At 70.3% G+C, this 22,079-nt stretch carries 18 protein-coding genes; 13 read left to right on the top strand and 5 right to left on the bottom strand.

Translation table 11 applies throughout. The features are described 5' to 3' along the window. Positions 1–487: 487 nt before the first annotated feature. The 5 genes from D451_RS0103675 (at position 488) to D451_RS0103695 (ending at position 5,745) form a co-directional block, all read left to right on the top strand. Complete coding sequence (locus tag D451_RS0103675) at positions 488–916, top strand: (deoxy)nucleoside triphosphate pyrophosphohydrolase (RefSeq protein WP_017533462.1); 429 nt, start codon at positions 488–490, stop codon at positions 914–916. A 168-nt stretch (positions 917–1,084) separates the two neighbouring features. Next, positions 1,085–2,977, top strand: coding sequence for a translational GTPase TypA (gene typA, locus D451_RS0103680; protein WP_014909627.1), 1,893 nt, complete (start codon positions 1,085–1,087; stop codon positions 2,975–2,977). A 110-nt stretch (positions 2,978–3,087) separates the two neighbouring features. Next, the gene (locus D451_RS0103685; protein ID WP_042283114.1) at positions 3,088–3,753 is read left to right on the top strand and encodes a DUF6758 family protein; all 666 of its coding nucleotides are present in this window, start codon (positions 3,088–3,090) and stop codon (positions 3,751–3,753) included. Between the two features lie 33 nt (positions 3,754–3,786). Next, entirely contained in the window at positions 3,787–4,662 is an 876-nt protein-coding gene (locus tag D451_RS0103690) for a PHP domain-containing protein (protein WP_017533464.1), read from the top strand. Positions 4,663–4,782: 120 nt separating this feature from the next. Next, on the top strand, positions 4,783–5,745 hold the full coding sequence (locus D451_RS0103695) for an MBL fold metallo-hydrolase (protein WP_017533465.1): 963 nt from the start codon (positions 4,783–4,785) through the stop codon (positions 5,743–5,745). 63 nt (positions 5,746–5,808) lie between these two features. On the opposite strand, the gene D451_RS0103700 is transcribed toward D451_RS0103695, so the two are convergent. After that, positions 5,809–6,717 (bottom strand): alpha/beta fold hydrolase, encoded by a 909-nt coding sequence (locus D451_RS0103700; RefSeq protein WP_017533466.1) that lies wholly within the window; start codon positions 6,715–6,717, stop codon positions 5,809–5,811. A 54-nt stretch (positions 6,718–6,771) separates the two neighbouring features. Further along, positions 6,772–8,313: a DEAD/DEAH box helicase gene (locus D451_RS0103705; protein ID WP_026124801.1), complete on the bottom strand. Its 1,542-nt coding sequence runs from the start codon at positions 8,311–8,313 to the stop codon at positions 6,772–6,774. 603 nt (positions 8,314–8,916) lie between these two features. Here D451_RS0103705 and D451_RS0103710 point away from each other — a divergent pair. From D451_RS0103710 to D451_RS0103720, 3 genes are all read left to right on the top strand, one after another. Further along, positions 8,917–9,600: a ferritin-like fold-containing protein gene (locus D451_RS0103710; protein ID WP_014909199.1), complete on the top strand. Its 684-nt coding sequence runs from the start codon at positions 8,917–8,919 to the stop codon at positions 9,598–9,600. 222 nt (positions 9,601–9,822) lie between these two features. After that, entirely contained in the window at positions 9,823–10,134 is a 312-nt protein-coding gene (locus D451_RS0103715) for a DUF6401 family natural product biosynthesis protein (RefSeq protein WP_026124802.1), read from the top strand. A 268-nt stretch (positions 10,135–10,402) separates the two neighbouring features. Further along, positions 10,403–10,645, top strand: coding sequence for a hypothetical protein (locus D451_RS0103720; protein WP_014911150.1), 243 nt, complete (start codon positions 10,403–10,405; stop codon positions 10,643–10,645). Between the two features lie 145 nt (positions 10,646–10,790). On the opposite strand, the gene D451_RS0103725 is transcribed toward D451_RS0103720, so the two are convergent. From D451_RS0103725 to D451_RS0103735, 3 genes are all read right to left on the bottom strand, one after another. Beyond that, on the bottom strand, positions 10,791–11,594 hold the full coding sequence (locus D451_RS0103725) for a mechanosensitive ion channel family protein (protein WP_017533467.1): 804 nt from the start codon (positions 11,592–11,594) through the stop codon (positions 10,791–10,793). Positions 11,595–11,892: 298 nt separating this feature from the next. After that, entirely contained in the window at positions 11,893–12,534 is a 642-nt protein-coding gene (locus tag D451_RS0103730) for a TetR/AcrR family transcriptional regulator (protein ID WP_026124803.1), read from the bottom strand. A 212-nt stretch (positions 12,535–12,746) separates the two neighbouring features. Next, on the bottom strand, positions 12,747–12,980 hold the full coding sequence (locus tag D451_RS0103735) for a hypothetical protein (RefSeq protein WP_014911341.1): 234 nt from the start codon (positions 12,978–12,980) through the stop codon (positions 12,747–12,749). Between the two features lie 275 nt (positions 12,981–13,255). Here D451_RS0103735 and moeZ point away from each other — a divergent pair, with 275 nt between their 5' ends. The 5 genes from moeZ to D451_RS0103760 all read left to right on the top strand — a co-directional run bounded on the left by moeZ (position 13,256) and on the right by D451_RS0103760 (position 22,059). Further along, a complete protein-coding gene (gene moeZ, locus D451_RS0103740) occupies positions 13,256–14,419 on the top strand; it encodes an adenylyltransferase/sulfurtransferase MoeZ (RefSeq protein WP_014909009.1) in 1,164 nt (387 codons plus the stop codon). A 147-nt stretch (positions 14,420–14,566) separates the two neighbouring features. Beyond that, positions 14,567–14,965, top strand: coding sequence for a hypothetical protein (locus tag D451_RS0103745; protein WP_017533468.1), 399 nt, complete (start codon positions 14,567–14,569; stop codon positions 14,963–14,965). Between the two features lie 116 nt (positions 14,966–15,081). Beyond that, positions 15,082–15,399 carry an MGMT family protein gene (locus D451_RS0103750; RefSeq protein WP_014908891.1) on the top strand — a complete coding sequence of 106 codons (318 nt, stop codon included), beginning with the start codon at positions 15,082–15,084 and terminating at the stop codon, positions 15,397–15,399. Between the two features lie 86 nt (positions 15,400–15,485). After that, positions 15,486–18,635, top strand: a complete 3,150-nt coding sequence (locus tag D451_RS0103755; RefSeq protein ID WP_026124804.1) for an ATP-dependent helicase — start codon at positions 15,486–15,488, stop codon at positions 18,633–18,635. After that, complete coding sequence (locus D451_RS0103760) at positions 18,628–22,059, top strand: ATP-dependent helicase (protein ID WP_017533470.1); 3,432 nt, start codon at positions 18,628–18,630, stop codon at positions 22,057–22,059. The genes D451_RS0103755 and D451_RS0103760 overlap by 8 nt, the downstream gene beginning before the upstream one ends. The last annotated feature ends 20 nt before the right edge of the window (positions 22,060–22,079 follow it).

Raw genomic sequence — 22,079 nt, forward strand, 5'->3', positions numbered from 1 at the left:
CGGGGTTGATGTGAAAGAGCGGGTACCGGCCCCACCCCCCGTGGCGAGGTAGGAGATCGAGCGGCGGGTCACACCCCAGGGGGTGAAGGTGGGGGTCCGCACCCTCCGACACCCCGAGGGGTCGGTACACGCGGTCTCCTGCATCAACCCCAGGGGGTCGCTGCACGCGGTCTCCTACCCTGGCCCCAGGGGGTGTGGTTCGGGCGCCGGGAGTGTTCTGCAAGACGAGTCAAGCCGCCCGCGAGGAACGAGCCAGGCGTAGACGAGGATGAAGAACGCTCGCTCCCTTGGCGCCCGAACACGGCCCGAAGCGCCAGCGGAGGGCCAAAGCAAACACTTTCGGGCCTCAGCCACAGCAGGGTGTAAGGGTGACACGGTTCCCTACCTCGACCCCAGGGGCGCCCGAACACGGCCCGAAGCGAAGCGGAGGCGTAAAGCGAACACAGCCGGCGCGGGGTGTGGCTCACAGCCCGTAGGCTGGAGTGCCGTGCAAGAAACACTGATCGTGGTGGGCGCCGTCGTCATCCGGGACGGACGGGTCCTCGCCGCCCAACGGGCCGAACCGGAAGCCGATCGCGGCCGATGGGAGTTCCCCGGCGGTAAGACCGAGCCGGGGGAGAGCCCCGGCGACGCGCTCGTCCGTGAATGTCGTGAGGAACTCGGCGTCACCGTCGAGGTGCGGGAGCGGATCGGATCCGACCTTCCCCTGCCCCGACCGGACCGGCGTACCGGGCTCCCCGCGGTCCTGCGGCTGTATCGCGTCGAACTCCTGGAGGGCGTCCCCCGTCCTCTGGAGCATCTGGCCCTGGAATGGGTGGATATCGCGGGTCTGGAGAGGCTCGATTGGCTGCCCGCCGATCGACCCTTCCTGGGACCGATCGCCCACATCCTCCAGGTGGGGGAACAAACCGCCTGAGGCGCGCGTACAAGGGTTTCGCGGGTTCCGTTCCGGGACGCCTCGTAGTGACGAAGCTAACCGGGACGACTCGTTCGCTTCCCGACCAGACCATCATGACCACATAAACTGGCGACGGGCCGTGGCGATCTGCGGTCTCTACCCAGTACAGGAGATCGAGACTCAAGCATGCCCACCGCCACTTCCGTCGAGGGCTCCGCCCGCCGCACCGACCTGCGCAATGTCGCCATCGTGGCACACGTCGACCATGGCAAGACGACCCTCGTCGACGCCATGCTCTGGCAGTCCGGTGTGTTCCGGGACAACCAGGACGTCGACGACCGTGTGATGGACTCCAACGACCTGGAACGCGAGAAGGGCATCACCATTCTCGCGAAGAACACCGCGGTCCACTACACCACGCCCGAAGGCGAGGACGTGGTCATCAACATCATCGACACCCCCGGCCACGCCGACTTCGGTGGCGAGGTCGAGCGCGGTCTGTCGATGGTCGACGGTGTCGTCCTGCTGGTCGACGCCAGTGAGGGCCCGCTCCCGCAGACCCGCTTCGTGCTGCGCAAGGCCCTCCAGGCCAAGCTCCCCGTCATCCTCGTGATCAACAAGGTGGACCGGCCCGACAGCCGGATCTCCGAGGTCGTGGACGACACCTACGAGCTGTTCATGGACCTGGACGCCGACGAGTCGCAGATCGAGTTCCCGATCGTCTACACCTGCGCCCGCGACGGCAAGGCCACGCTGGAGCGCCCGGAGAACGGCGCGGTCCCCGAGAACGACAACCTCGTGCCGCTGTTCTCCACGATCCTGGAGACCATCCCGGCGCCCGAGTACGTTCCCGACGCCCCGCTCCAGGCCCACGTCACCAACCTCGACGCCTCTCCCTTCCTGGGCCGTCTGGCCCTGGTCCGCGTCCAGCAGGGCGAGCTGCGCAAGGGTCAGCAGGTCGCGTGGATCCGCACCGACGGCAGCACCCAGCAGGTCAAGATCACCGAGCTTCTCATGACCGAGGGTCTGGAGCGCAAGCCCGCCGAGAAGGCCGGCCCCGGTGACATCGCGGCCATCGCCGGTATCGAGGAGATCATGATCGGCGAGACCCTCGCCGACCCCGAGAACCCGGTGGCGCTGCCGCTGATCAAGGTGGACGAGCCCGCCATCTCCATGACCATCGGTACCAACACCTCGCCGCTGGTCGGCAAGGTCAAGGGCGCCAAGGTCACCGCGCGTCTGGTCAAGGACCGCCTGGAGAAGGAGCTCGTCGGTAACGTCTCCCTGCGTGTGCTGCCGACCGAGCGTCCCGACGCCTGGGAGGTGCAGGGCCGAGGCGAGCTGGCTCTGGCGATCCTGGTCGAGCAGATGCGTCGTGAGGGCTACGAGCTCACCGTCGGCAAGCCGCAGGTGGTCACCCGCGACATCGACGGCAAGGTCCATGAGCCGGTCGAGCGTCTGACCGTCGACGCGCCCGAGGACTACATGGGCGCCATCACTCAGCTGCTCAGCGTCCGCAAGGGCCGCATGGAGAACATGGTCAACCACGGCACCGGCTGGGTGCGCATGGACTGGCTGGTCCCCTCCCGCGGTCTGATCGGCTTCCGTACCGAGTTCCTCACCGAGACCCGCGGTACCGGTATCGCCCACCACGTCTTCGAGAAGTTCGAGCCGTGGTTCGGCGAGCTGCGCACCCGCCCGAACGGCTCCCTGGTCGCCGACCGCGCCGGTGTGGCCGTCCCCTTCGCGATGTTCAACCTCCAGGAGCGCGGCGTCCTGTTCGTCGAGCCGACCACCGAGGTGTACGAGGGCATGATCGTCGGCGAGAACTCTCGCGCCGACGACATGGACGTCAACATCACCAAGGAGAAGAAGCTCACGAACATGCGCTCGGCCACCGGTGACGAGCTGGTGCGCCTGGTGCCGCCGCGCAAGCTCTCCCTGGAGCAGGCGCTGGAGTTCTGCCGCGAGGACGAGTGCGTCGAGGTGACGCCCGAGCACGTGCGCATCCGCAAGGTCATCCTCGACCAGAAAGAGCGCGGGCGCATCACCGCGAACAAGAAGCGCCAGCAGCGCTAGCACCGTTCCGGCCCTGATCGGGGGCCGGACGGTGGCAGGGGGCGGTCGGGATCATGTGTCCCGTCCGCCCCGCGTTTTTCCCGGGCTACGGCCGGGTAGATGACCAGAACATGAAGTTCGAGCCCACGTGTCCACGTTGTGGGCGCGGCGTACAACCTCCGGGGTTGTGGTCCAGCGCCTGGCAGTGCGACGCCCACGGGTCGGTGGCGCCGCTCCAGGGTGTGCGTGTGCCGGGGAGCGCCTCCCTCGAAGTCCTTCTGCCCCGTGCCCGGGTGCCTCTGTGGATCCCGTGGCCGTTGCCCGCGGGATGGGTGGTCACCGGTTTCGCCGACGCGGGCGACGAGCGCAGCGGGGCCCTGGCCACCGCGGTCGCCCTCTCGGGGCCGAACCCGCTCGGTGGTTTCGGCGAGCTCGTCATCGTGGCGGAGGACCCCGGGATCGGTCTGGGGGCCCGCCTCGCCGGTCTGAACGGGCCGGATCCGGGTGCGGGCTGTGATGCGGGCGCGCCCGCCGCCAAGGTCCGCTTCGATGGTCACGACGTGGCCCTGTGGAACCTGGACATGGGCAGGAGCCGGGCCGTCTACACGGGTGAGGCGCTCGCCCACTGGTTGTGGCTGGTCTTCGACTCCGCCGACACCGGGATCCTCATGGGGGAGATCCACGCCCTGCGCGACCTGAGGGATCTACGTGACGGAGGGGTCGCGTTGGAGCCTCCGTTCGGCGCGCCGAGCCCCTTCCTGGAGCGGAACCTCGCCTCGACGGACACGAACGACTGACGGCCGGACCCCGGTCTTACGTACAATCGCCCGGTGACACGTATCGATCTGCACTCGCACAGTTCGGTCTCCGACGGGAGCGACACCCCGGCCGAGGTCATGGCATACGCGGTCGCCGCGGGGGTGGACGTGCTCGCCCTCACCGACCACGACACGGTCGGGGGGATCGAGGAGGCCGCCCGGAGCCTGCCGCCCGACCTCACACTGGTTCCGGGGATGGAGCTGTCCTGCGCCTATCAGGGATCGAGCGTCCACCTGGTGTCCTACCTGTTCGACCCGGAGGCGCCCGGCCTGCTCGAGGAACTGCGCCGGATCCGTTCCGACCGGGCCTCCCGGGCCGAGGAGATGGTGCGCAAGCTCCAGGAGTTGGGCGTCGACGTCACCTGGGAGCGGGTGTTGGAGATCGCCGGGGCCGGTCACTCCGAGCACGCCGACGCCAACACGATCGGCCGCCCCCACCTGGCGAGGGCCGTGGTGGAGGCGGGCGCCGCCGAGAACGTCCAGGACGCCTTCGACCGGTGGATCGGTTCGGGCGGTCCGGCCTACGCCTCCCGTTACGCGCTCGATCCGGTCCGCGCGGTCCGGATGGTCCGTGAGGCCGGCGGGGTCTGCTCCCTGGCACACCCGGGCCGGGCGGAGGGCGCCATGAACGGCGCGGTCCCGGTCGAGCTGGTCGAACACATGGTGGCGGCCGGGCTGGGCGGGATCGAGGCCGACCATCCCTCGCACCGGAGATCCCAGGCGGAGTTCTGGCGCGGTGTCGCCTCCGACCTGGGAGCGGTGGTCACCGGTTCCAGCGACGACCACGGCACTCTGAGCGGTCGCAGGCTGGGCTGTCGGACCACGGCACCCGAGGCGTTCGAGGAGCTCATCGCCCCCGCGACCGGTGCCGAGCCGATCCGCGGGTGAGAGGCGGAAGAAGGGATGCCCTGACGCGCCGAGGTTCGGTACGGTACGGAACACTGCGTGAGGGCGCGACAATGGTCGCAGCGCTGAATCAGCACATATCTGGACGAAGGGTCTGACGCCGTGTTCTGGAAGCGGAAGCCGAAGAAGCAGGAAGGCCACGAGGCCACCGATTCCGCTGTGGAGGTCGCGGAGGACACCGAGGAGAAGGTCGACGACGCGGTCGGGTCCGAGGACACCGACACGGAGGAGACCACCGAGAAGGCCGCGACCGAGGACCGGTCCGCCGACGAGACCGAGACCGCCGGGTCCGATGAGGCCGAGGCCGCCGACGAGAAGGTCGACTCCGACGAGAGCGCCTCCGACGACACGGACGAGAAGGCCGACGAGGACGCGAAGGAGGCGAAGACCGAGGACTCCGAGGAGGAGGACGAGGTCGTGGAGGTCGGGGTCACCGGCCCCGACGCCGACGGGATCACCCGCGTGCGCACCGCCGGCACCTTCGAGTTCGACGGTGAGAAGTCCGAGATCATCAGCAACACCTGGATCGTGGAGGCGGACAAGGACGGTGTCGTCGTCATCGACCCCGCCCACGACGCCGAGGCGATCCTGAAGGTCGTCGGCGACCGCGAGGTGTACCTCGTGGCCTGCACCAACGCCTACAGTCCGCACATCGAGGCGGCCCTGACCATCGCGGAGGAGACCGAGGCCGACATCGCCCTGCACCCCCGCGAGATGCGCGCCTGGCGTCGCGTCCACGGTGCCGAGCACCGCCCGGAGATCGAGGTGGAGGGCGGCGGCTCCTTCGACGTCGGCGACCTGCACATCGACGTCCTTCCGCTGCCCGGAACCTCCCCCGGCACGGTCGGCTACTACGTCAGCCAGCTCGGCGCCGTGTTCGGCGGCGACACCCTGCGCAAGGGCGAGCCCGGCATGGTCGGCGGGATCTACATCGACTACACGACGCAGCTCGCCTCCATCGGCGAGAACCTGCTGACGCTCCCGCCGGACACCCGGATCCTGCCCGACCGGGGACCCTCCACCACGGTGGAGACGGAGAGCCGCAACTTCGACGCCTGGGTCTGATCCCGAGGACCGTCCCCCGCACATCGTGCCGCCGCCCCTATCGGGGTGGCGGCACGAGTCGTCTCAGCGGCGGCCCACCGACTCGGTCTCGTTCCAGAAGGCGGTCAGCGCGCTCGACGTGGTCTCGGGCGCCTCCACATTGGGGGAGTGGCCCGCACCGGGGATCACCAGGCGTCGGGCGCCCAGACGCACGGCCATCTCGTCCTGCTCGGACGTGGGCCAGGCGTCGTCGTTCTCGCCGTACAGGACCAGCTTGGGGATGTCGACCTCGACCAGCTCGTCCACCCGGTCCCGGGCGCCCAACAGGTCCTCGGCCATGCGCAACAGGCCCACGGCGCTGCTGGACAGAAGACGGTCGCGGAGGAAGTCGACGATCTCGGGCCGGCTCGAACGGCGGTGCGCCTCGGCCTCGAAGAGTTCGTCCCACAGTTCGCGCAGGCGCTCGCTCGTGGGGTTCATCGACACGGCGGCGATCAGGTTGCGGGTGCGCGTCGCGGCGGCCCCGCTCATCGCGCCGGGGCCCGAGCACATGAGGGTGAGGGAGCCCAGGGGGGAACGGTCGACCAACGCCGCCTCACGGGACACCAGGCCGCCGAAGGAATGCCCCACCAGATGTACGGGGCCGCCGTCGCCGACCTGGTCCAGGACCTCGGAGACCACCTCTCCCAGAGAGGAGAGACGGTAGTCGGGAAGTCTCACCCCGGGCGGCGGGGTGAGGGTCTCCGGGCCCGGCGACCGGTAGGTGCCGGGCAGATCGATCGCCACCACCTCCCGTCCGGCCTGCGCCAGACTCTGGAGGAGGGCGATGAAGTCCTCCTTGCTGCCGGTGAAACCGTGCACCAGGACGGCAGGGGACAGTTCTGTGCCGCCGGAGGTGGGCAGAGCCCGGAGCGCGGCCACCGGACCATAGGAAAGACTCAGGTCCGTGCGCCGCACACCCGGCGGCAGATCGAGGAACTCAGGTGTACTCACGTCGGGACACCCTAGACGATCAGGGCGCCGGAACGGGAGGATACGCGGGTTCGGTCAGGTGTTCTCGGGGTCCCTGCGGGCGCCGCGCGTACGACGACGGCGACGGATCCGGCGAGTGCCCTCTCCATCGGAGCCCTTCTCGGAGGCGGAGGACCGTTCGGTGGAGGGCGGCGCGGTGGTCCCGGCCTTCTCCGCCGAGGCCCCGGCACCGGTCACGGACTCGCCGTTCCTGGTCCGTCGGCGCGAGCGGTCACGGCCGCCGCCACGGCGTTCGCCCTGCTTACCGCGGCCGCGGTCACGATCGCCACCGCGTCCTCGACGGCCACCGCGCTCCCCCCGGTCGCCGCCCCGCGGCTGGCCGGTGTCGCCGATGTCCTCGATCTCCTCGGCCTCCAGGCCCGCGTGCTCTCCGCGCTTGTCCTCGGCGAGCCGGCCCTTGGTGCCCTTGGGGATCCTCAGCGCCTCGAAGAAGTGCGGCGAGGTCGAGTAGGTCTCCTCGGGCTCGTGGAAGTCCAGGTCGAGCGCGCCGTTGATCAGCTTCCAGCGCGGCATCTCCTGCCAGTCCACGAAGGTGACGGCGGTGCCCGTGCGTCCGGCGCGGCCGGTCCGGCCGATCCGGTGGGTGTAGGTCTTCTCGTCCTCGGGCGTCTCGTAGTTGACCACGTGGGTCACGTCGTCGACGTCCAGACCCCGGGCGGCCACGTCGGTGGCGACCAGGATGTTGATCTTGCCGTTGCGGAAGGCCCGCAGGGCGCGCTCGCGCTGGCTCTGCCCGAGGTCGCCGTGCACGGCCGCGGCCGCGAAGCCACGGCTCTTGAGGTCGCTCGCGACCCGGTCGCAGGCCCGCTTGGTCTGGCAGAACACCATGCTCTGCCCGTGGTCCTCGGCCTGGAGGAGACGCGCGAGCATCTCCGGCTTGTCCATCTGGTGGGTGCGGAACGCGTGCTGGGCGATCCGGCTGGTGATGGCGGAGCCGTCGATCTCGTTGTCGTCCCCGGCCCGGACGTGCGTGGGTCGGGTCAGGTAGTTGCGCGACAGGGTGACGATCTCGCTCGGCATGGTGGCCGAGAAGAGCATCGTCTGACGCTCGGCGGGCGTCTTGGTGAGGATGCGCTCGATGTCGGGGAGGAACCCCAGGTCGAGCATCTTGTCGGCCTCGTCCAGGACCACCGAGGCGACGCCGTCCAGCCGCAGGTGCTTCTGCTTCTCCAGGTCGAGAAGGCGGCCCGGGGTCCCGACGACGACGTCGGTGCCCTCCTGGAGGCCGTTGATCTGCGGCTCGTAGGAACGCCCACCGTAGACGGTGAGGATGCGACCGCCACTGCGCTTGCTCGCGGTGGTCAGGTCGGCGGCCACCTGGATGGCCAGTTCACGGGTGGGGACCACCACGAGGGCACGCGGTCGCTTGGCCGTGCCCGGCTCGCGCTGGGACAGCTGCAACAGCGGCAGGCCGAAGGCGAGGGTCTTGCCGGTACCCGTGCGCGCCTGCCCGATGATGTCGCTGCCGTTGAGCGCGATGGGCAGGGCCAGTTCCTGGATCGGGAACGGTTCCACGATCCCCTCCGCCTCCAGGGCGTCGGAGATCTCGGGACTCACTCCGAGGTCGCGAAAGGTGATGCGGGGTGTCTTCGTCTCATCTGTGCTGCTCAGGGCTCAAGCCTCCATCTAGGCGGGCCGCAGCGTCGTTCGTGGCCGCGGCGGGGTGCGGTCGCGGTCGGCCTCCGGCCGCCGCGGAGGGCGCGGCACACCCGGTCCCCGTCTGACGGAGGGAGCCCCGGTGGCGCTGCCGACTGGATCCGCGCGGCCCGGGGACACTGCCCCTGCCGCGGACTTTCCGGTTCCATCCGCTGGATTGTCATGTGCGGTGCGTCGCTGGGCGCGTGGCCATCGCTCCCTCACGCCGCACTGGTCGTGAGGACACGTCGTGGTGTCCGGCGCCCGCACCCCGAGCGCCCGCCTTCGCGGCGCCGAGGGGTACCCGCGGGAGGGCCCGCGTGTGGAGGGCGCGGAGGGCGGCGCGGTGTGCGCGCACGCTGGTCATCACACAGAGTCTAGCTGTTGGTTCGCCCGGTGGACAGAAGAGGTTCACCGGGTCGGTGGACGGCCGAGACCGTACCCGCTCCCGCCCGGTGCAACCGTCATTCGAGGCCGTTTAGTCCCCGGTTCGGGTCCGAAGGGCCGGGCGATACCCTGACGGTCATGACCCAAGGCCCTTCCGCCGAACCCGGCGTGATCGATCTGCTCGGACTCCTCGCCTACGCCGAGCTCGGTTCCTTCTTCCGTCTGGCCGACGACGCGGGCCTGGCCCCGTCGCTGCGCACCAAGGGAGAGCTGGCCGGGCTGGCCGCCACGGAACAGAGCCACTACCAGGCGATCCACGACCGGCTGGTGGAGCTCGGCGTCGATCCGGAGGAGGCGATGGCCCCCTTCATCGCGCCGTTGGACGCCTGGCACGAGCGGACCGAGCCGCAGAGCTGGCTGGAGAGTCTGGTCAAGACCTACGTCGGCGACGGCATCGCGGGTGACTTCTATCGCAAGGTCGCCGAGTTGGCCGACGCCGAGACCCGGGCCCTGGTCGAGGACGTCCTCGCCGAGACCGGAAGGGCCGAGTTCGTGGCGGGTCAGGTGCGCGCCGCGCTGGAGGAGGACCCCAAGCTGGCCGGTCGACTGTCCTTGTGGGCGCGACGTCTGGTGGGCGAGGCGCTGAGTCAGGCGCAGTCGGTGGCCGTGGATCGGCCGGAGCTGGCGGGGTTGCTCTCGCGGGGGAGCGAGAGGGACAAGAGCGGCTCGGGTCTGGGCGATCTGGCCGCGGTGAGTCGGATGTTCGCCTCGCTCACCGAGGGCCACACCGCCCGTCTGGCCGCCATGGGCCTGGCCGACTGACAGGTCCGAAAGGGCGTGGGGACCGACGGTCCGAGTGCTCGCCGGCATCCGTTAACGTGACGACGGATGCCGGTTTCGTCGTGTATCGGGGCCTTGACTTTTTCTTGTCGGCTCTTGGTCAAGTGCGGGTAATTTCCACCACATTCGTGACGATCCATTGGTCGCCGGCACATATAGTCGAGAAGGTTTCCCGTCTCCTCGACCACGCGAGTAGGTACTTCCATGCCCCGTGGGACCTCCGTGCGCCACCCACTGGCCGGACTCACCCGTGACTTCCACCGCCTCGGACCGCTCGAGGGCTCTGTAGAGCCCTGGATGAGCGCTGAGCTGGATCAGCATGCCGCACAGGTGTGCGAAGGCATCGTCTCCGGCGGTGCCGAACTCAACGCCGCCACCCTAGGAACCTACCTTCACGGTTTCCTCGACGGCTGTCTCGAACGCGGTTGGGATTCCGAGGACGCCGGCTACGACTGGGAGACCCTTCGCATTCTCGCCATCTGTCGCTTGGCGAAGGAGCGCGGTTTCGTCCGCTAGGTTGGTCGTGACCCGCGGGCGTATGTGATCTTCGACGCGAGCCTCTCGCGATCGTCGCCCTTGGCGGTTCCCCGGCGAAATGCCGTGACCGGGCGTAGGCTGAAACACGACGGTGGCTCCACCGTGGCCGATCGTGGTCCGGCGTATCCGGGTGCGATCGAGAACCCCGCGGAATGCGGCGTGGGATTCACGGCGTTCAAGGTGCCGGGCGGATCTCGGTCACCGTAACCGGCGGAGCGGCCTGCGGAGCCGCGAGAAAGGAATGCGAATGAGGAGCGGTCGGCATGGGGCGGCGCGCCCACCCGTCGGCGTCCTGATCCAGCAGGATCGCGTCGACTTCGCGCTTTTCGCACTCATCTTCGTCGTCGCGCTCGCGTCGATGGTGCTCACGGGACCCGGAAGCGTCGTCTTCTGGTTGGCCTTCCTGCCGTTGATCGCCACCGTCGTGCTGGCCTTCCGGCGTATCGAACACCTTTCCCGACTGGAGCTGCGCGACTCCGAGTTCCTGTGAGTCGCCTCCGGCCGTAGACGTCCGAGCTCGGTCCGGGACACACGACGAGGGCGAGGCCGCCGGGCCCCGCCCTCTTTTCGTGTGCTTCCGAGTCCGCCGATCTCGCGTTCCTCCCGGACGGGTGGGAACGTGCGGGACCCGACGGCTACGGGGTGGATTCGCCGCCGGTCCCGCGCTGCCCGGGAAGGCTGGAGCTCTCCTCCCTGGTCTCGGCGGTCTCCTCCTCGGCCCTGGCTCCGGGGCGGTTCATGGCCGCCTCGCGCCCGGCCCGGTAGCTGCTCTCCTCGCTCAGCCGGCTGGTCTCGCGCTCGGCCACGTCCAGCCAGCGGGACCACCGCGACTGCATCGGCCTGATCAGACCGCCGCCGACACCGACGACGAGGATGCCGCCGATGGTCGCCAGCACCGTGATCAGCACCGGCAGGGTCACGGCCACGGCCACGCCCATCTGGTTCAGCGCGGCGATGATACCGAGGGCGACGATCGCGACGGCCGCGATGTTCGCCAGCAGGCGTCCGTAGGAGAGTCCGCCCAGGGCCCCGTCGATCAGGTCGCGGACGGCCTTGGCGATCATGGCCGTCACCACGACGATCACCAGGGCGACGATGCCCCGCGGGATCCAGGCGATGACGTCGTTGAGCAGCGTGCTGATCGGGTTCGGCCCGAAGACGTTGAACGCGAGCGTCAACACGAACAGCAGCGCGACGTAGTAGATGATCTTCCCGCCCAGCTCACTGGCGGTCCAGCGGCTGCGCTCGAAGTAGTGGCCCACACCGCCGCGGTGCAGGGCGCGGTCCAGCCCGACGCCGTGGAGCCCCTTGGCGACCCCCTTGCCCACGAACCAGGCGATGATCCAGCCCAGAACGAGGATCACCAGGAAGCCCAGCAGCAGTGGCACAAAGCCCGCTATCGACTGCCAGGCGCTCATCAGACCCTGCCCGATGTCCATACGTCTTCACCCCCGAATCGCTGGTCCCGCCCGTGATTCCGGTGGCCGGAGTCGAGCGGATACGGCGAAGAGAAGCTCGTTACTTCTCAGTTTCGCGATACCCGTCGAGGGAGTTTCGAACCGTTTGTCAGCAATACCTCGAAGTGATTGCATGTCCTTTATCGGGATTTGGTGGAGAGCTGGGTGAATTCCCTTTTTCAAGATGGGAGAATTCGCGACCCGTGTTCTTCCTCGGGGTGGAACGGAAGAACCCCCGGGCGCGTGGGCGTCCGGGGGTGTCGTCTTCGCGAGGGAGAGGCTAGGAGCCGTCCTCCTCGGCCGAGCGGGTCAGGTCCCAGCCGCTGATGCCGCGCCAGGCCAGCCGGGCGACCAGCTGCTCGGCGGCGTCCTTGGGGATCGAACCCTCGTTGTTCAGCCAGTACCTGGCGCTGGTCTCGGCCATACCGACCAGGGCGATGCTCAGCAGGTGGGCCTCGTCGTCGGAGATGCTGGTGTCCTGACGGATCACCTCGCCGATCAGCTCGGCGCAACGCCGGAACGTCTGCTCGCTCTTCTCTCTGACCGCGGGGAGGTTGCGCAGGTCGGACTCGAAGACCAGCCGGAAGGCCTCGCCGTCGCCCGCGACGAAGTCGAAGTAGGCCTGGAAGCTCGCCGTGACGCGCTGACGGTTGTCGTCGGTGCTCTCCAGCGCCTCGCGCTGCTTCTCGACCAGGGCCTCGGAGTGCTCCTCCAGAAGGGCCAGGTAGAGCTCCAACTTCCCCGGGAAGTGCTGGTACAGAACGGGTTTGCTGACCCCCGCGCGGTCGGCGATCTCGTCCATCGCCGCCGCGTGGTATCCGCGGGAGACGAAGACCTCCTGAGCCGCGGCCAGGAGCTGGCGACGGCGCCTGACCCGGGGCAAGCGGGTACCCCGGGCGCGGGCGTCTGAAGGAGCTGTCACACCCACACCCTCCGAACTCGGCATGGCAGATGCACGCCGTTGACCGGGCATCTGCGTGGCTAGTGCTTGCGGACGCGGCCTGTGATCTGTGGCCCGGCCCGCAGGTCGTCCCTCATCTTACTCCCGCGTAGGTTCCGTGTGGGCGGCACGGGGCGAATGCCGTCCTCAGGGGCGGCGGGGGCGTATGTCGTCGGCCGGTGCGGATGAGGAGGTCAGCGGCGCTCCTCCTCGTCCTCCTCGCCCGCCTCGATGGACTGCTCGATCACGTCGGCCTCGTCGGCCTCGTCGAAGGTGCCGCGGGCCGCGCCCTCGGTCCAGTCGCCGGGTTCGTCGGACCCGGCGGGGGCGCGCTGTTCGGCGGCGTCGGCCTCGGGTACATCGGTGGTCGGGTCGTCGTTCTCAGGGCGGCGTCCGCCCGTTCTCCGGTCGGAATCGGAAGATGCCACGGGGTCCTCCCCAACGTCGTCTCCGTACCCGTGACACTACCGTTACTCCACCCTTCGGTGCCTCTCGACACCCGCCCCCCTTCCTCCGGGAGGCCGCTCGACGGGGCGTGCGCGTGGAGCGACGTGGACCACTCCTCCCCGGGGTGGGAATGGAATACCCCACCCGTTAGGTTGGGTATGAGTGCAAGACGCTTCGCGCGCCGCCCCGCCCTCCGCGGGCTCCCCTCGGTACGGGTGTGGATGCGAGGCGACCCGAACAGACATGAGGAGTCACCGTGTCGCTGCCGCCGCTGGTCGAACCGGCCGCCGAGCTGACCGTGGACGAGGTGCGTCGTTACTCGCGTCACCTGATCATCCCGGACGTGGGGATGGACGGCCAGAAGCGACTGAAGAACGCGAAGGTGCTGGTCGTCGGGGCGGGTGGCCTGGGATCCCCGGCCCTGCTCTACCTCGCGGCCGCGGGCGTGGGCACGCTCGGCATCATCGACTTCGACGTCGTCGACGAGTCCAACCTCCAGCGCCAGGTCATCCATGGCCAGAGCGATGTCGGCCGGCCCAAGGCCGAGTCCGCCCGGGACAGCATCAAGGAGGTGAACCCCAACGTCGAGGTCGTCCTGCACCAGGATCGTCTGGAGTCGGACAACGCGTTGGAGATCTTCGCCGACTACGACCTGATCCTGGACGGCACCGACAACTTCGCCACCCGGTACCTGGTCAACGACGCCTGCGTCATCCTGAACAAGCCCTACGTGTGGGGTTCGATCTACCGCTTCGACGGTCAGGTCAGCGTCTTCTGGAACGAGTACGGGCCCCAGTACCGCGACCTCTACCCGGAGCCGCCGCCGCCCGGAATGGTCCCCTCCTGCGCCGAGGGCGGTGTCCTGGGCGTCCTGTGCGCCTCCATCGGCTCGGTGATGGTCAACGAGGCCATCAAGCTGATCACCGGTATCGGTGACCCGCTGGTGGGCCGTCTGCTCATCTTCGACGCCCTGGAGATGACCTGGCGCGAGGTCAAGGTCCGCAAGGACCCGGAGACCGAGCCGGTCACCGAGCTCATCGACTACGAGGCCTTCTGCGGCGCCGTGTCCGAGGAGGCCACCGAGGCCGCCGCGGACTCCACGATCACCGCGCCGGAGCTCAAGGACCTCCTGGACAACAAGCCCGACGAGATCTTCCTCGTGGACGTGCGCGAGAAGAACGAGTACGAGATCGTCAGCATCCCGGGCGCGACGTTGATCCCCAAGGGCGAGTTCCTCAACGGCAAGGCCTTCGAGCGCCTGCCCCAGGACAAGCGCGTCGTCCTGCACTGCAAGTCGGGCGTCCGCTCGGCCGAGGCGCTGGCCGCGGTGAAGGCGGCCGGTTTCGCCGACGCCGTGCACGTCGGCGGCGGTGTGCTGGCCTGGGTCAACCAGGTCGACCCGAGCCTGCCCTCCTACTAGGTCACGCTCCCTCCGGGCGGTACGGGTCTCCCGTGCCGCCCGGACGCGTTCACGGACCCGCGTCCCTGAAAACTACGCAAGTGGGTACAAACCTCACATGGGTGGCCGCGCCGACCGGCGCGCGCCCTCGTCGTGGGAGGTGGAGTGATGCGTGACAAGGGACGCCGGGCGGACTGGGCGGCGATCGTCCTCGGCTTCGCCGTGGGCCTGAGCTGGATCTGGCATGGAATGTACGGGTTCTCCGGCGGGATGTTCTTCCTCTTGGGGCTGGGGACCATTTTCGCCGCGGTGCTGTCGCTGACCCGCCCCGCCGCGATCGCGAGCGAGCTCGGCGTCCTGGCGGCGGGGGTGGTGCTGTTCGTCCTGCCGTGGCTGCTCGGCTTCACCCACATCCTCGCGGCCGCGATCACCGCGTGGGTGGGCGGCGGCCTCCTGATCGCCTTGGGCGTGTTCGGTGTGGTCATGGCGGCCAAGACCCACAAGCGACACCCGGAGTTGGCCTGGAACAACCACCACGACGCCGGGGTGACCACGAGAACGCCCTGACCCGCGCCGCGACGCGAGCGGGGCCGTCCCCTTCCAGGGCGGCCCCTTCGTCATGGGCTCCGGCGGAGCGGGGAACCCGGGCACGCCTGTCGTCGGGGGTGGCTAGGCTCGGCCCCATGACGGACGACGTGCCCGACGAGTACACCGAGGAGGTCCTGGCGGTGGTGGAGGCCATCCCGCCGGGCCGTGTGATGAGCTACGGCGACATCGCCGAGTACGTGGGCCGGGGCGGCCCGCGCCAGGTGGGTTCGGTCATGTCCCGCTGGGGCGGAGGAGTGCCGTGGTGGCGCGTGGTGCGCTCGGACGGTCGGCCGGCCTCCGGACACGAGGTGCGGGCCCGCTCCCACTACGCGGCGGAGGGCACGCCGATGCGTTCTCAGAGCGATCGGGTCGATATGACACGAGCCCGATGGGACGGCGGTTCCGGGGCCTGACGAGGTAGGCGACCCGGCCGGGGTCGTTCGGGATGGTCGTCCGACTCTGGTGAACTGGTGAGGTGAACACATCCCCGTACCGTCTCGTGCGGCGTGCCCACCGGGTGCAGCCGCCACCGGTGCTGGACGAGAACCAGCGGCTCGTGGTCGAGCATCCCGGAGGGCCGCTCCTGGTCCTCGCCGGGCCGGGGACCGGCAAGACCACCACCATCGTCGAGGCCGTCGTCGACCGCATCGACAACCGTGGGGTGGACCCCTCCCGGATCCTGGTGCTCACCTTCAGTCGCAAGGCCGCCCAGGAACTGCGCGAGCGCATCACCGGACGGCTGCGTCGTACCACCCGCGAACCCCTGGCCCTCACCTTCCACAGCTACGCCTACGCGCTCATCCGACGCGAGTTCCAGCGGATGGGCGACCTGCCGCCCCGGCTGCTCTCCGGCCCCGAACAGTTGATGGAGATCCGTGAGCTCCTCTCCTGGGAGCTGGCCGACGGCGCCCGGGACTGGCCCGAACGGCTCCAACCCGCCTTGGAGACGCGCGGCTTCGCCGAGGAGCTGCGCGACTTCATGATGCGCGCCCAGGAGCGCGGACTGGGCCCCGCCGAACTCGCCGCCATGGGGGCCGAACGCGATCGTGACGACTGGGTCGCCGCCGCCGGTTTCCTGGACCGGATGAACGGTCGCTTCGACGTCGCCCCCGTGCCCACCCTCGACTACGCGGAGCTGGTGCGGATCGCGGCCGGTCTGCTCTCGGACCCCGAGGTGCAGGACCGCGAACGGGCCGCCCACGAGGTGGTGTTCGTCGACGAGTACCAGGACACCGACCCCGCCCAGGAGGAGCTCCTGCGCGCCCTGGCCGGGGACGGCCGTGATCTGATCGCGGTGGGAGACCCCGACCAGTCCATCTACGCCTTCCGCGGCGCCGAGGTCCACAACATCCTGGAGTTCCCCGAACGCTTCCCCACGCTCCGGCGGGAGAACGCCCCGGTGGTGGCGTTGCGCACCTGCCGCCGCAGCGGCGCCGCCCTGTTGGCGGCCTCGCGCGCGATCACCCGTCGACTGCCCGCCGTGGCCTCCGCTCGCGGGCGGGTCAACGCCCACCGCGACCTGACACCCGCCGAGGGGATCCCCGACGGCGAGGTGCGTCTGCTGATGGCCGACAGCCCCACCCAGGAGGCCGCGGTCATCGCCGACCTCCTGCGCCGCGCCCACCTGATCGACGGGGTCCCGTGGTCGGACATGGCGATCCTGGTGCGCTCCTCCAGCCGGCAGTTGCCCGTGCTGCGCCGAGCGCTCACCGCGGCCTCGGTCCCGGTGGCCGTGGGCGCCGACGACCTGCCCGTGGCGGCCGAGCCCATCGTCCGCCCCATGCTCGCCCTCATCCGCTACGGCCTGCGTCCGGAGGAACTGGACGACGACGCGGCCCGCGAACTCCTGACGAGCCCCTTCGGTGAGGCCGACACCGTTCGTCTGCGCCGGCTGACCCGCGCCCTGCGCAGGCTGGATCTGGACCGGGTCCGGGAGGCGAGGGAGAACGGGGAGACGGAGGAGGCCGAACACCGCCCCTCCACCCGACTTCTGGTGGACGCCCTGCGCGACCCCGGCCGGCTCACCCTGATCGACCCCGTCATCGCCGCCCCGGCCGTCCGCGTGGCCGAGGCCCTGCGCACGGTCGGCGCGCTCGCCGCCGGCGGCTCCGACGCCGAACAGGTCCTGTGGGAACTGTGGCGCGCCAGTGGGCTGGCCGACCGCCTGCTGCGCGCGAGCCTGGCCGGAGGGCGCCGCGGCGCCGCGGCCGACCGTGACCTGGACGCCGTCGTCGCCCTGTTCGAGAGCGCCGCCCGCTACTGCGACCGGCTGCCGCCGGGGACCCCCGACGGCTTCCTGGAGGATCTGGCCGCGCAGGAGATCCCCGGGGACAGCCTCGCCGAACGCGCCCCCGACGGAGAGTCGGTGCGCATCCTCACCGCCCACCGCTCCAAGGGACTGGAGTGGGGTCTGGTCGTGGTGGCCGGAGCCCAGGAGGGCGACTGGCCCGACCTGCGGTTGCGCGGCTCCCTGCTCGGGGTCGAGGAGCTGGTCGACTCCCAGGGGCTCCACGCCGACTCGCGCGGCGCCGCCCTGGCCTCCAAACTCCTCGCCGAGGAGCGCCGTCTGTTCTACGTGGCGCTCACACGCGCCCGGCGCACCCTCTACGTCACCTGTGTGGGAGGGGAGGAGTCCGACGAACGTCCCTCCCGCTTCCTCAACGAGATGGGACTGGGCGACCCGGAGCCGGTCGGCACGGGACGGCGCTGGCTGTCGCTGCCCGCCCTGGTCGCCGACCTGCGTTCGGTGGTCACCGACCCCGACGCGCCGGGCCCTCTGCGCGAGGCCTCCGCCGCCCACCTGGCCCGACTGGCGGAGGAGGGGGTGCGGGGCGCAGACCCCTCCGAGTGGTACGCCCTCACCCCGTTCAGCGACGATCGTCCCCTCGCCGACCCGGAGGACACCATCCGGGTCTCGCCCTCCCAGGTGGAGAGTTTCACCAACTGCCAGTTCCGCTGGTTGCTCGAACGCGCCGCCGGGGCCTCCTCCGGGGACTCCGCCTCGGCCCTGGGCACCATCGTGCACGCCGTCGCGGTCCTGGTCGCCCAGGGCGGCGACGCCGAGGAGGTCGGCGAGCGCATGGACGAGATCTGGTCCGACCTCGACTTCGGCGGCCCCTGGCAGTCCGACAAACAGCGCGACCGCGCCGACGAGATGATCCGGAAGCTCGTCACCTGGGACGCCCTCAACGACCGTGAACTGGTCGTCACCGAGGAGGGGTTCAAGGTGGACGTCGGCGGTATCGAGATCACCGGCCGCGTCGACCGTCTCGAACGCGACTCCGAAGGCCGTGCCGTGGTCGTCGACATCAAGACCGGCGGTTCCAAGGCCGACGACCTGGCCCGCCACCCCCAGCTCGGCGTCTATCAGATGGCCGTGCTCCAGGGCGCCTTCGCCAAGCTCGGCCTGTTCGAGCCCGGCGGTGCCGCGCTGGTCCAGGTCGGTGCCGCCGCGTTCAGCAAGAAGGCGCGTGAACAGGTCCAGCCCCCCTTGGGCGAGGACCCCGATCCCGGCTGGGCGAAGACCCTCGTGCACGAGGTCGCCACCGGCATGGGGGGCTCCCGCTTCGCCGCCACCCGCAACATCGGATGCAACGCGTGCGCCGTACGCGCCTGTTGTCCGGTCCAGGACGAGGGCAGACATGTCTGAACCCAACCCCGCCCCCACCCCCGAGACCCCCGGCCCCCGCCCCCGTTTCAGCCCCGCCGAACTCGCCCGCCTGCTCAAGCGTCCCGAGCCCACCATCGAGCAGGCCCAGGTCATCTCGGCCCCCCTGGAACCCGGTGTGGTGATCGCCGGCGCCGGCTCCGGCAAGAGCGAGACCATGGCCTCACGTGTGGTCTGGCTGGTCGCCAACGGTCTGGTGCGGCCCGAACAGGTTCTCGGTCTGACCTTCACCCGCAAGGCCACGGCCGAGCTGGCCGAACGCGTGCGCAAACGCCTGGAGCAGCTGCGCTCCACCGAGCAGTTCCCCGAGGAGGAACTCGACGGGGAGCCCACGATCTCCACCTACAACGCCTACGCGGGGCGGATCGTGGCCGATCACGCCCTGCGCGAGGCGGTCGAGCCCACCTCGCGACTGCTCAGCGAGGGGCAGGCCTGGCAGCTCGCCGCTCGTATCGTCGGCGAGTACGACGGTCCCATGGACCACGTCGACGTCGGCGCCGACACCGTCACGCGGAGGGTTCTGGACCTGTCCGGGCAGATCTCCGACCACCTGACCACCACCGACCGGGTGCGCGGGGTGGGGCGCTGGATCCAGTCCCAGGTGGACGCCATGCGCCGCAAGCCCACGGCGCCCACCCGCGAACTGGTCTCGACCCAGCGCCGACGCGAGGAACTCCTGCCGCTGGTCGACCTGTACGACCGGGCCAAACGGGCCCGTGAGGCGATGGACTTCGGCGACCAGATGGCCCTGGCCGCCCGTATCGCCCTCAACCATCCCGAGGTGGGGCTGCTGGAACGCGGCCGCTACCGCGTGGTGCTCTTGGACGAGTACCAGGACACCAGCCACTCCCAGCTCGTACTGTTGCGCGCGCTGTTCGGCGAGGGGCATCCGGTCACGGCCGTCGGCGACCCCTGCCAGTCCATCTACGGATGGCGCGGGGCGATCGCCGCCAACCTCACCGGCTTCCCCACCGACTTCCCGGTCTCTCCGGGGAACCCGGCCCCGGTGCGGCGTCTGTCGGTCAGTTTCCGCAACGGCGCCCGCGTCCTCGACGTCGCCGAGCGCGTCTCCGAGGAGCTGAGGGCCGAGGCCGTGGACGTTCCGGTCCTGCACCCGGGCCCCGCCCGACGTGATCGGGGTACCGCCATGGCCGCCCTGTTCTCCACCGAGACGGAGGAGGCCGAGTGGATCGCCGACCAGGTCCACCGGCTGGTCAGGGCCACGGCCGACGATCCCGGCGGCCCGGTCTTCGCACCGGACGGGCGGGTCTGGCCCGACGGAGAGCTCGGTGGCGCCTCCGACGGCGCGATCGGTCCGGGCGACATCGCCGTCCTGTGCCGTAAACGCTCACAGTTCCCGCCCCTGCGGGAGGCCCTGGAGGCGAGGGACATCCCCGTGGAGGTCGTCGGTCTGGGCGGCCTCATGATGGTGCCCGAGGTCCGCGACATCATCGCGACCCTGCGGGTGGTCCACGACGCCTCGGCCGGCAACGAACTGGCGCGTCTGCTCACCGGGCCCCGATGGCGGATGGGCCCGCGCGACCTGGCGGCCCTGGGCGCCCGCGCGACCGAACTGGCCCGGCACACCCGCAGGGACCTGACCGGAGCCGCCTCCGAGGACGGCGGTGAGGACACCGACGACCTGCTGCGTCGTACCGTGCTGGACCTGACCGCCGAGAGCGGCAGCCTCGTCGACGCCGTCGACGACCCGGGGCCGGCCGAGAACTACTCCGAGGTCGCCTACGAGAGACTGGGCCGCCTGGCCGAGGAGCTGCGCTCTCTGCGCAGGCTCGTCGGCCAGCCCCTGCCCGACCTGATCACCGAGGTCGAGCGCACGCTCGGCCTGGACATCGAGGTGGGCTCCCGCACCAACCGGGATCCGCTGTCGGCCCGCGCCGACCTGGACGCCTTCGTCGACCACGCGGTCCGCTTCGTCGGCAACTCGGAGGACCCCACCCTCGGCGGTTTCCTCGGCTACCTCAACGCCGCGGAGGAGAACGAGAGCGCGCTCAGCCCCGGCGAACGCGTCGGCGGCTCCGACAGCGTCAAGCTCATGACCATGCACGGGGCCAAGGGCCTGGAGTGGCCGGTCGTGTTCGTCCCCGGCGTCAGCGGTGGCCGGCGTTCCCCGCTGTTCCCCGCCAAGGCGCGCGACCCCCTGGCCTGGCTCAAGGCCGACCACATGCTGCCCTACCCGTTGCGCGGGGACCGGGCGAGCCTGCCCGTCCTGCGAGGGGTGGAGAAGGACGACATCGCCGGATTCAAGGAGGCCGAGGAGGCCCGCCACCTGATGGAGGAGCGGCGGCTCGCCTACGTCGCGGTCACCCGGGCCTCCTACGCCCTGGTGTGCACCGGCCACTGGTGGGGGCGCACCGGCAGTACGCCGCGCGGCCCCTCGGTGTTCCTGGAGGAGATCCGCGAGGCCTGTGAGCGGGGCGCCGGACCGGTGGTGACCTGGGCGCCCCCGCCCGATCCGGAGGAGACCAACCCGCACGCCGACGAGGAGACCACGGCCGTGTGGCCGCCGGAGCCCCCGGTCGAGGCGGAGGGGTCGACCGTCGAGGTCGCCCCCGCCTCAGGGGCTCGGAACCCCGCCGAGGAGCGTCGTGCCAGGGTCCTGGTCGGCGCCGAACTGGTCGAACGCGCGCGTCGGAGGATCAGGGAGGGAGATCGGGTCCTTCCCGAGAACGCCCCCGAGGTGCTGCGTCGCAGGCTCAGGGGCTGGGAGCGCGACACCGAACTGCTGCTCGCCCACCGCGACCGCGCCGCCTCGGGGCCGGGGGAGGGGCCCGTCCAGGTGGAACTGCCCGACCACCTGTCGGTCTCCTCGATGGTCTGGCTGGCCCGCGACCCCTCGGCGCTGGCCCGACAGATCCGGCGACCGCTCCCGCGACCGCCCGCCCCGCACACCCGGCGGGGGACGGCCTTCCACACCTGGTTGGAGGGGCGTTTCGGGCAGAACGCCACCCTGCTCGACGAGCTTCCCGGAGCCGCCGACGAGACCGCCGGCGAGGACGAGGACCTGGCCGAACTCCAGCGCATGTTCGAAGCGAGCGAGTGGGGTTCGCGTGTGCCGCTGGAGGTGGAGGTGCCCTTCGAGACGGTCATCGGCGACCGTCTCGTCCGAGGGCGCATGGACGCGGTCTTCCACGACCCGGAGACCGGCACCTACGACGTGGTCGACTGGAAGACGGGACGCCCACCGGGCAACCGGGCCGAACGCCACGCGGTGGGGGTGCAGTTGGCCGCCTACCGGCTGGCCTGGGCCGACCTGGTCGGGGTGCGGCCGGAGGAGGTCCGCGCGGCCTTCCACTACGTCCGGGCCGACGAGACCGTCCGTCCCGTCGACCTGCTCGACGCGGAGGGGCTGGCGGCCCTCTTCACCGCCCTGCCCGAACCGGAGTGAGCGGCGGCGGGGAGACCACT

Origin of the sequence: Nocardiopsis alba DSM 43377, assembly GCF_000341225.1 — a bacterium.
Classification (GTDB): Bacteria; Actinomycetota; Actinomycetes; order Streptosporangiales; family Streptosporangiaceae; genus Nocardiopsis; species Nocardiopsis alba.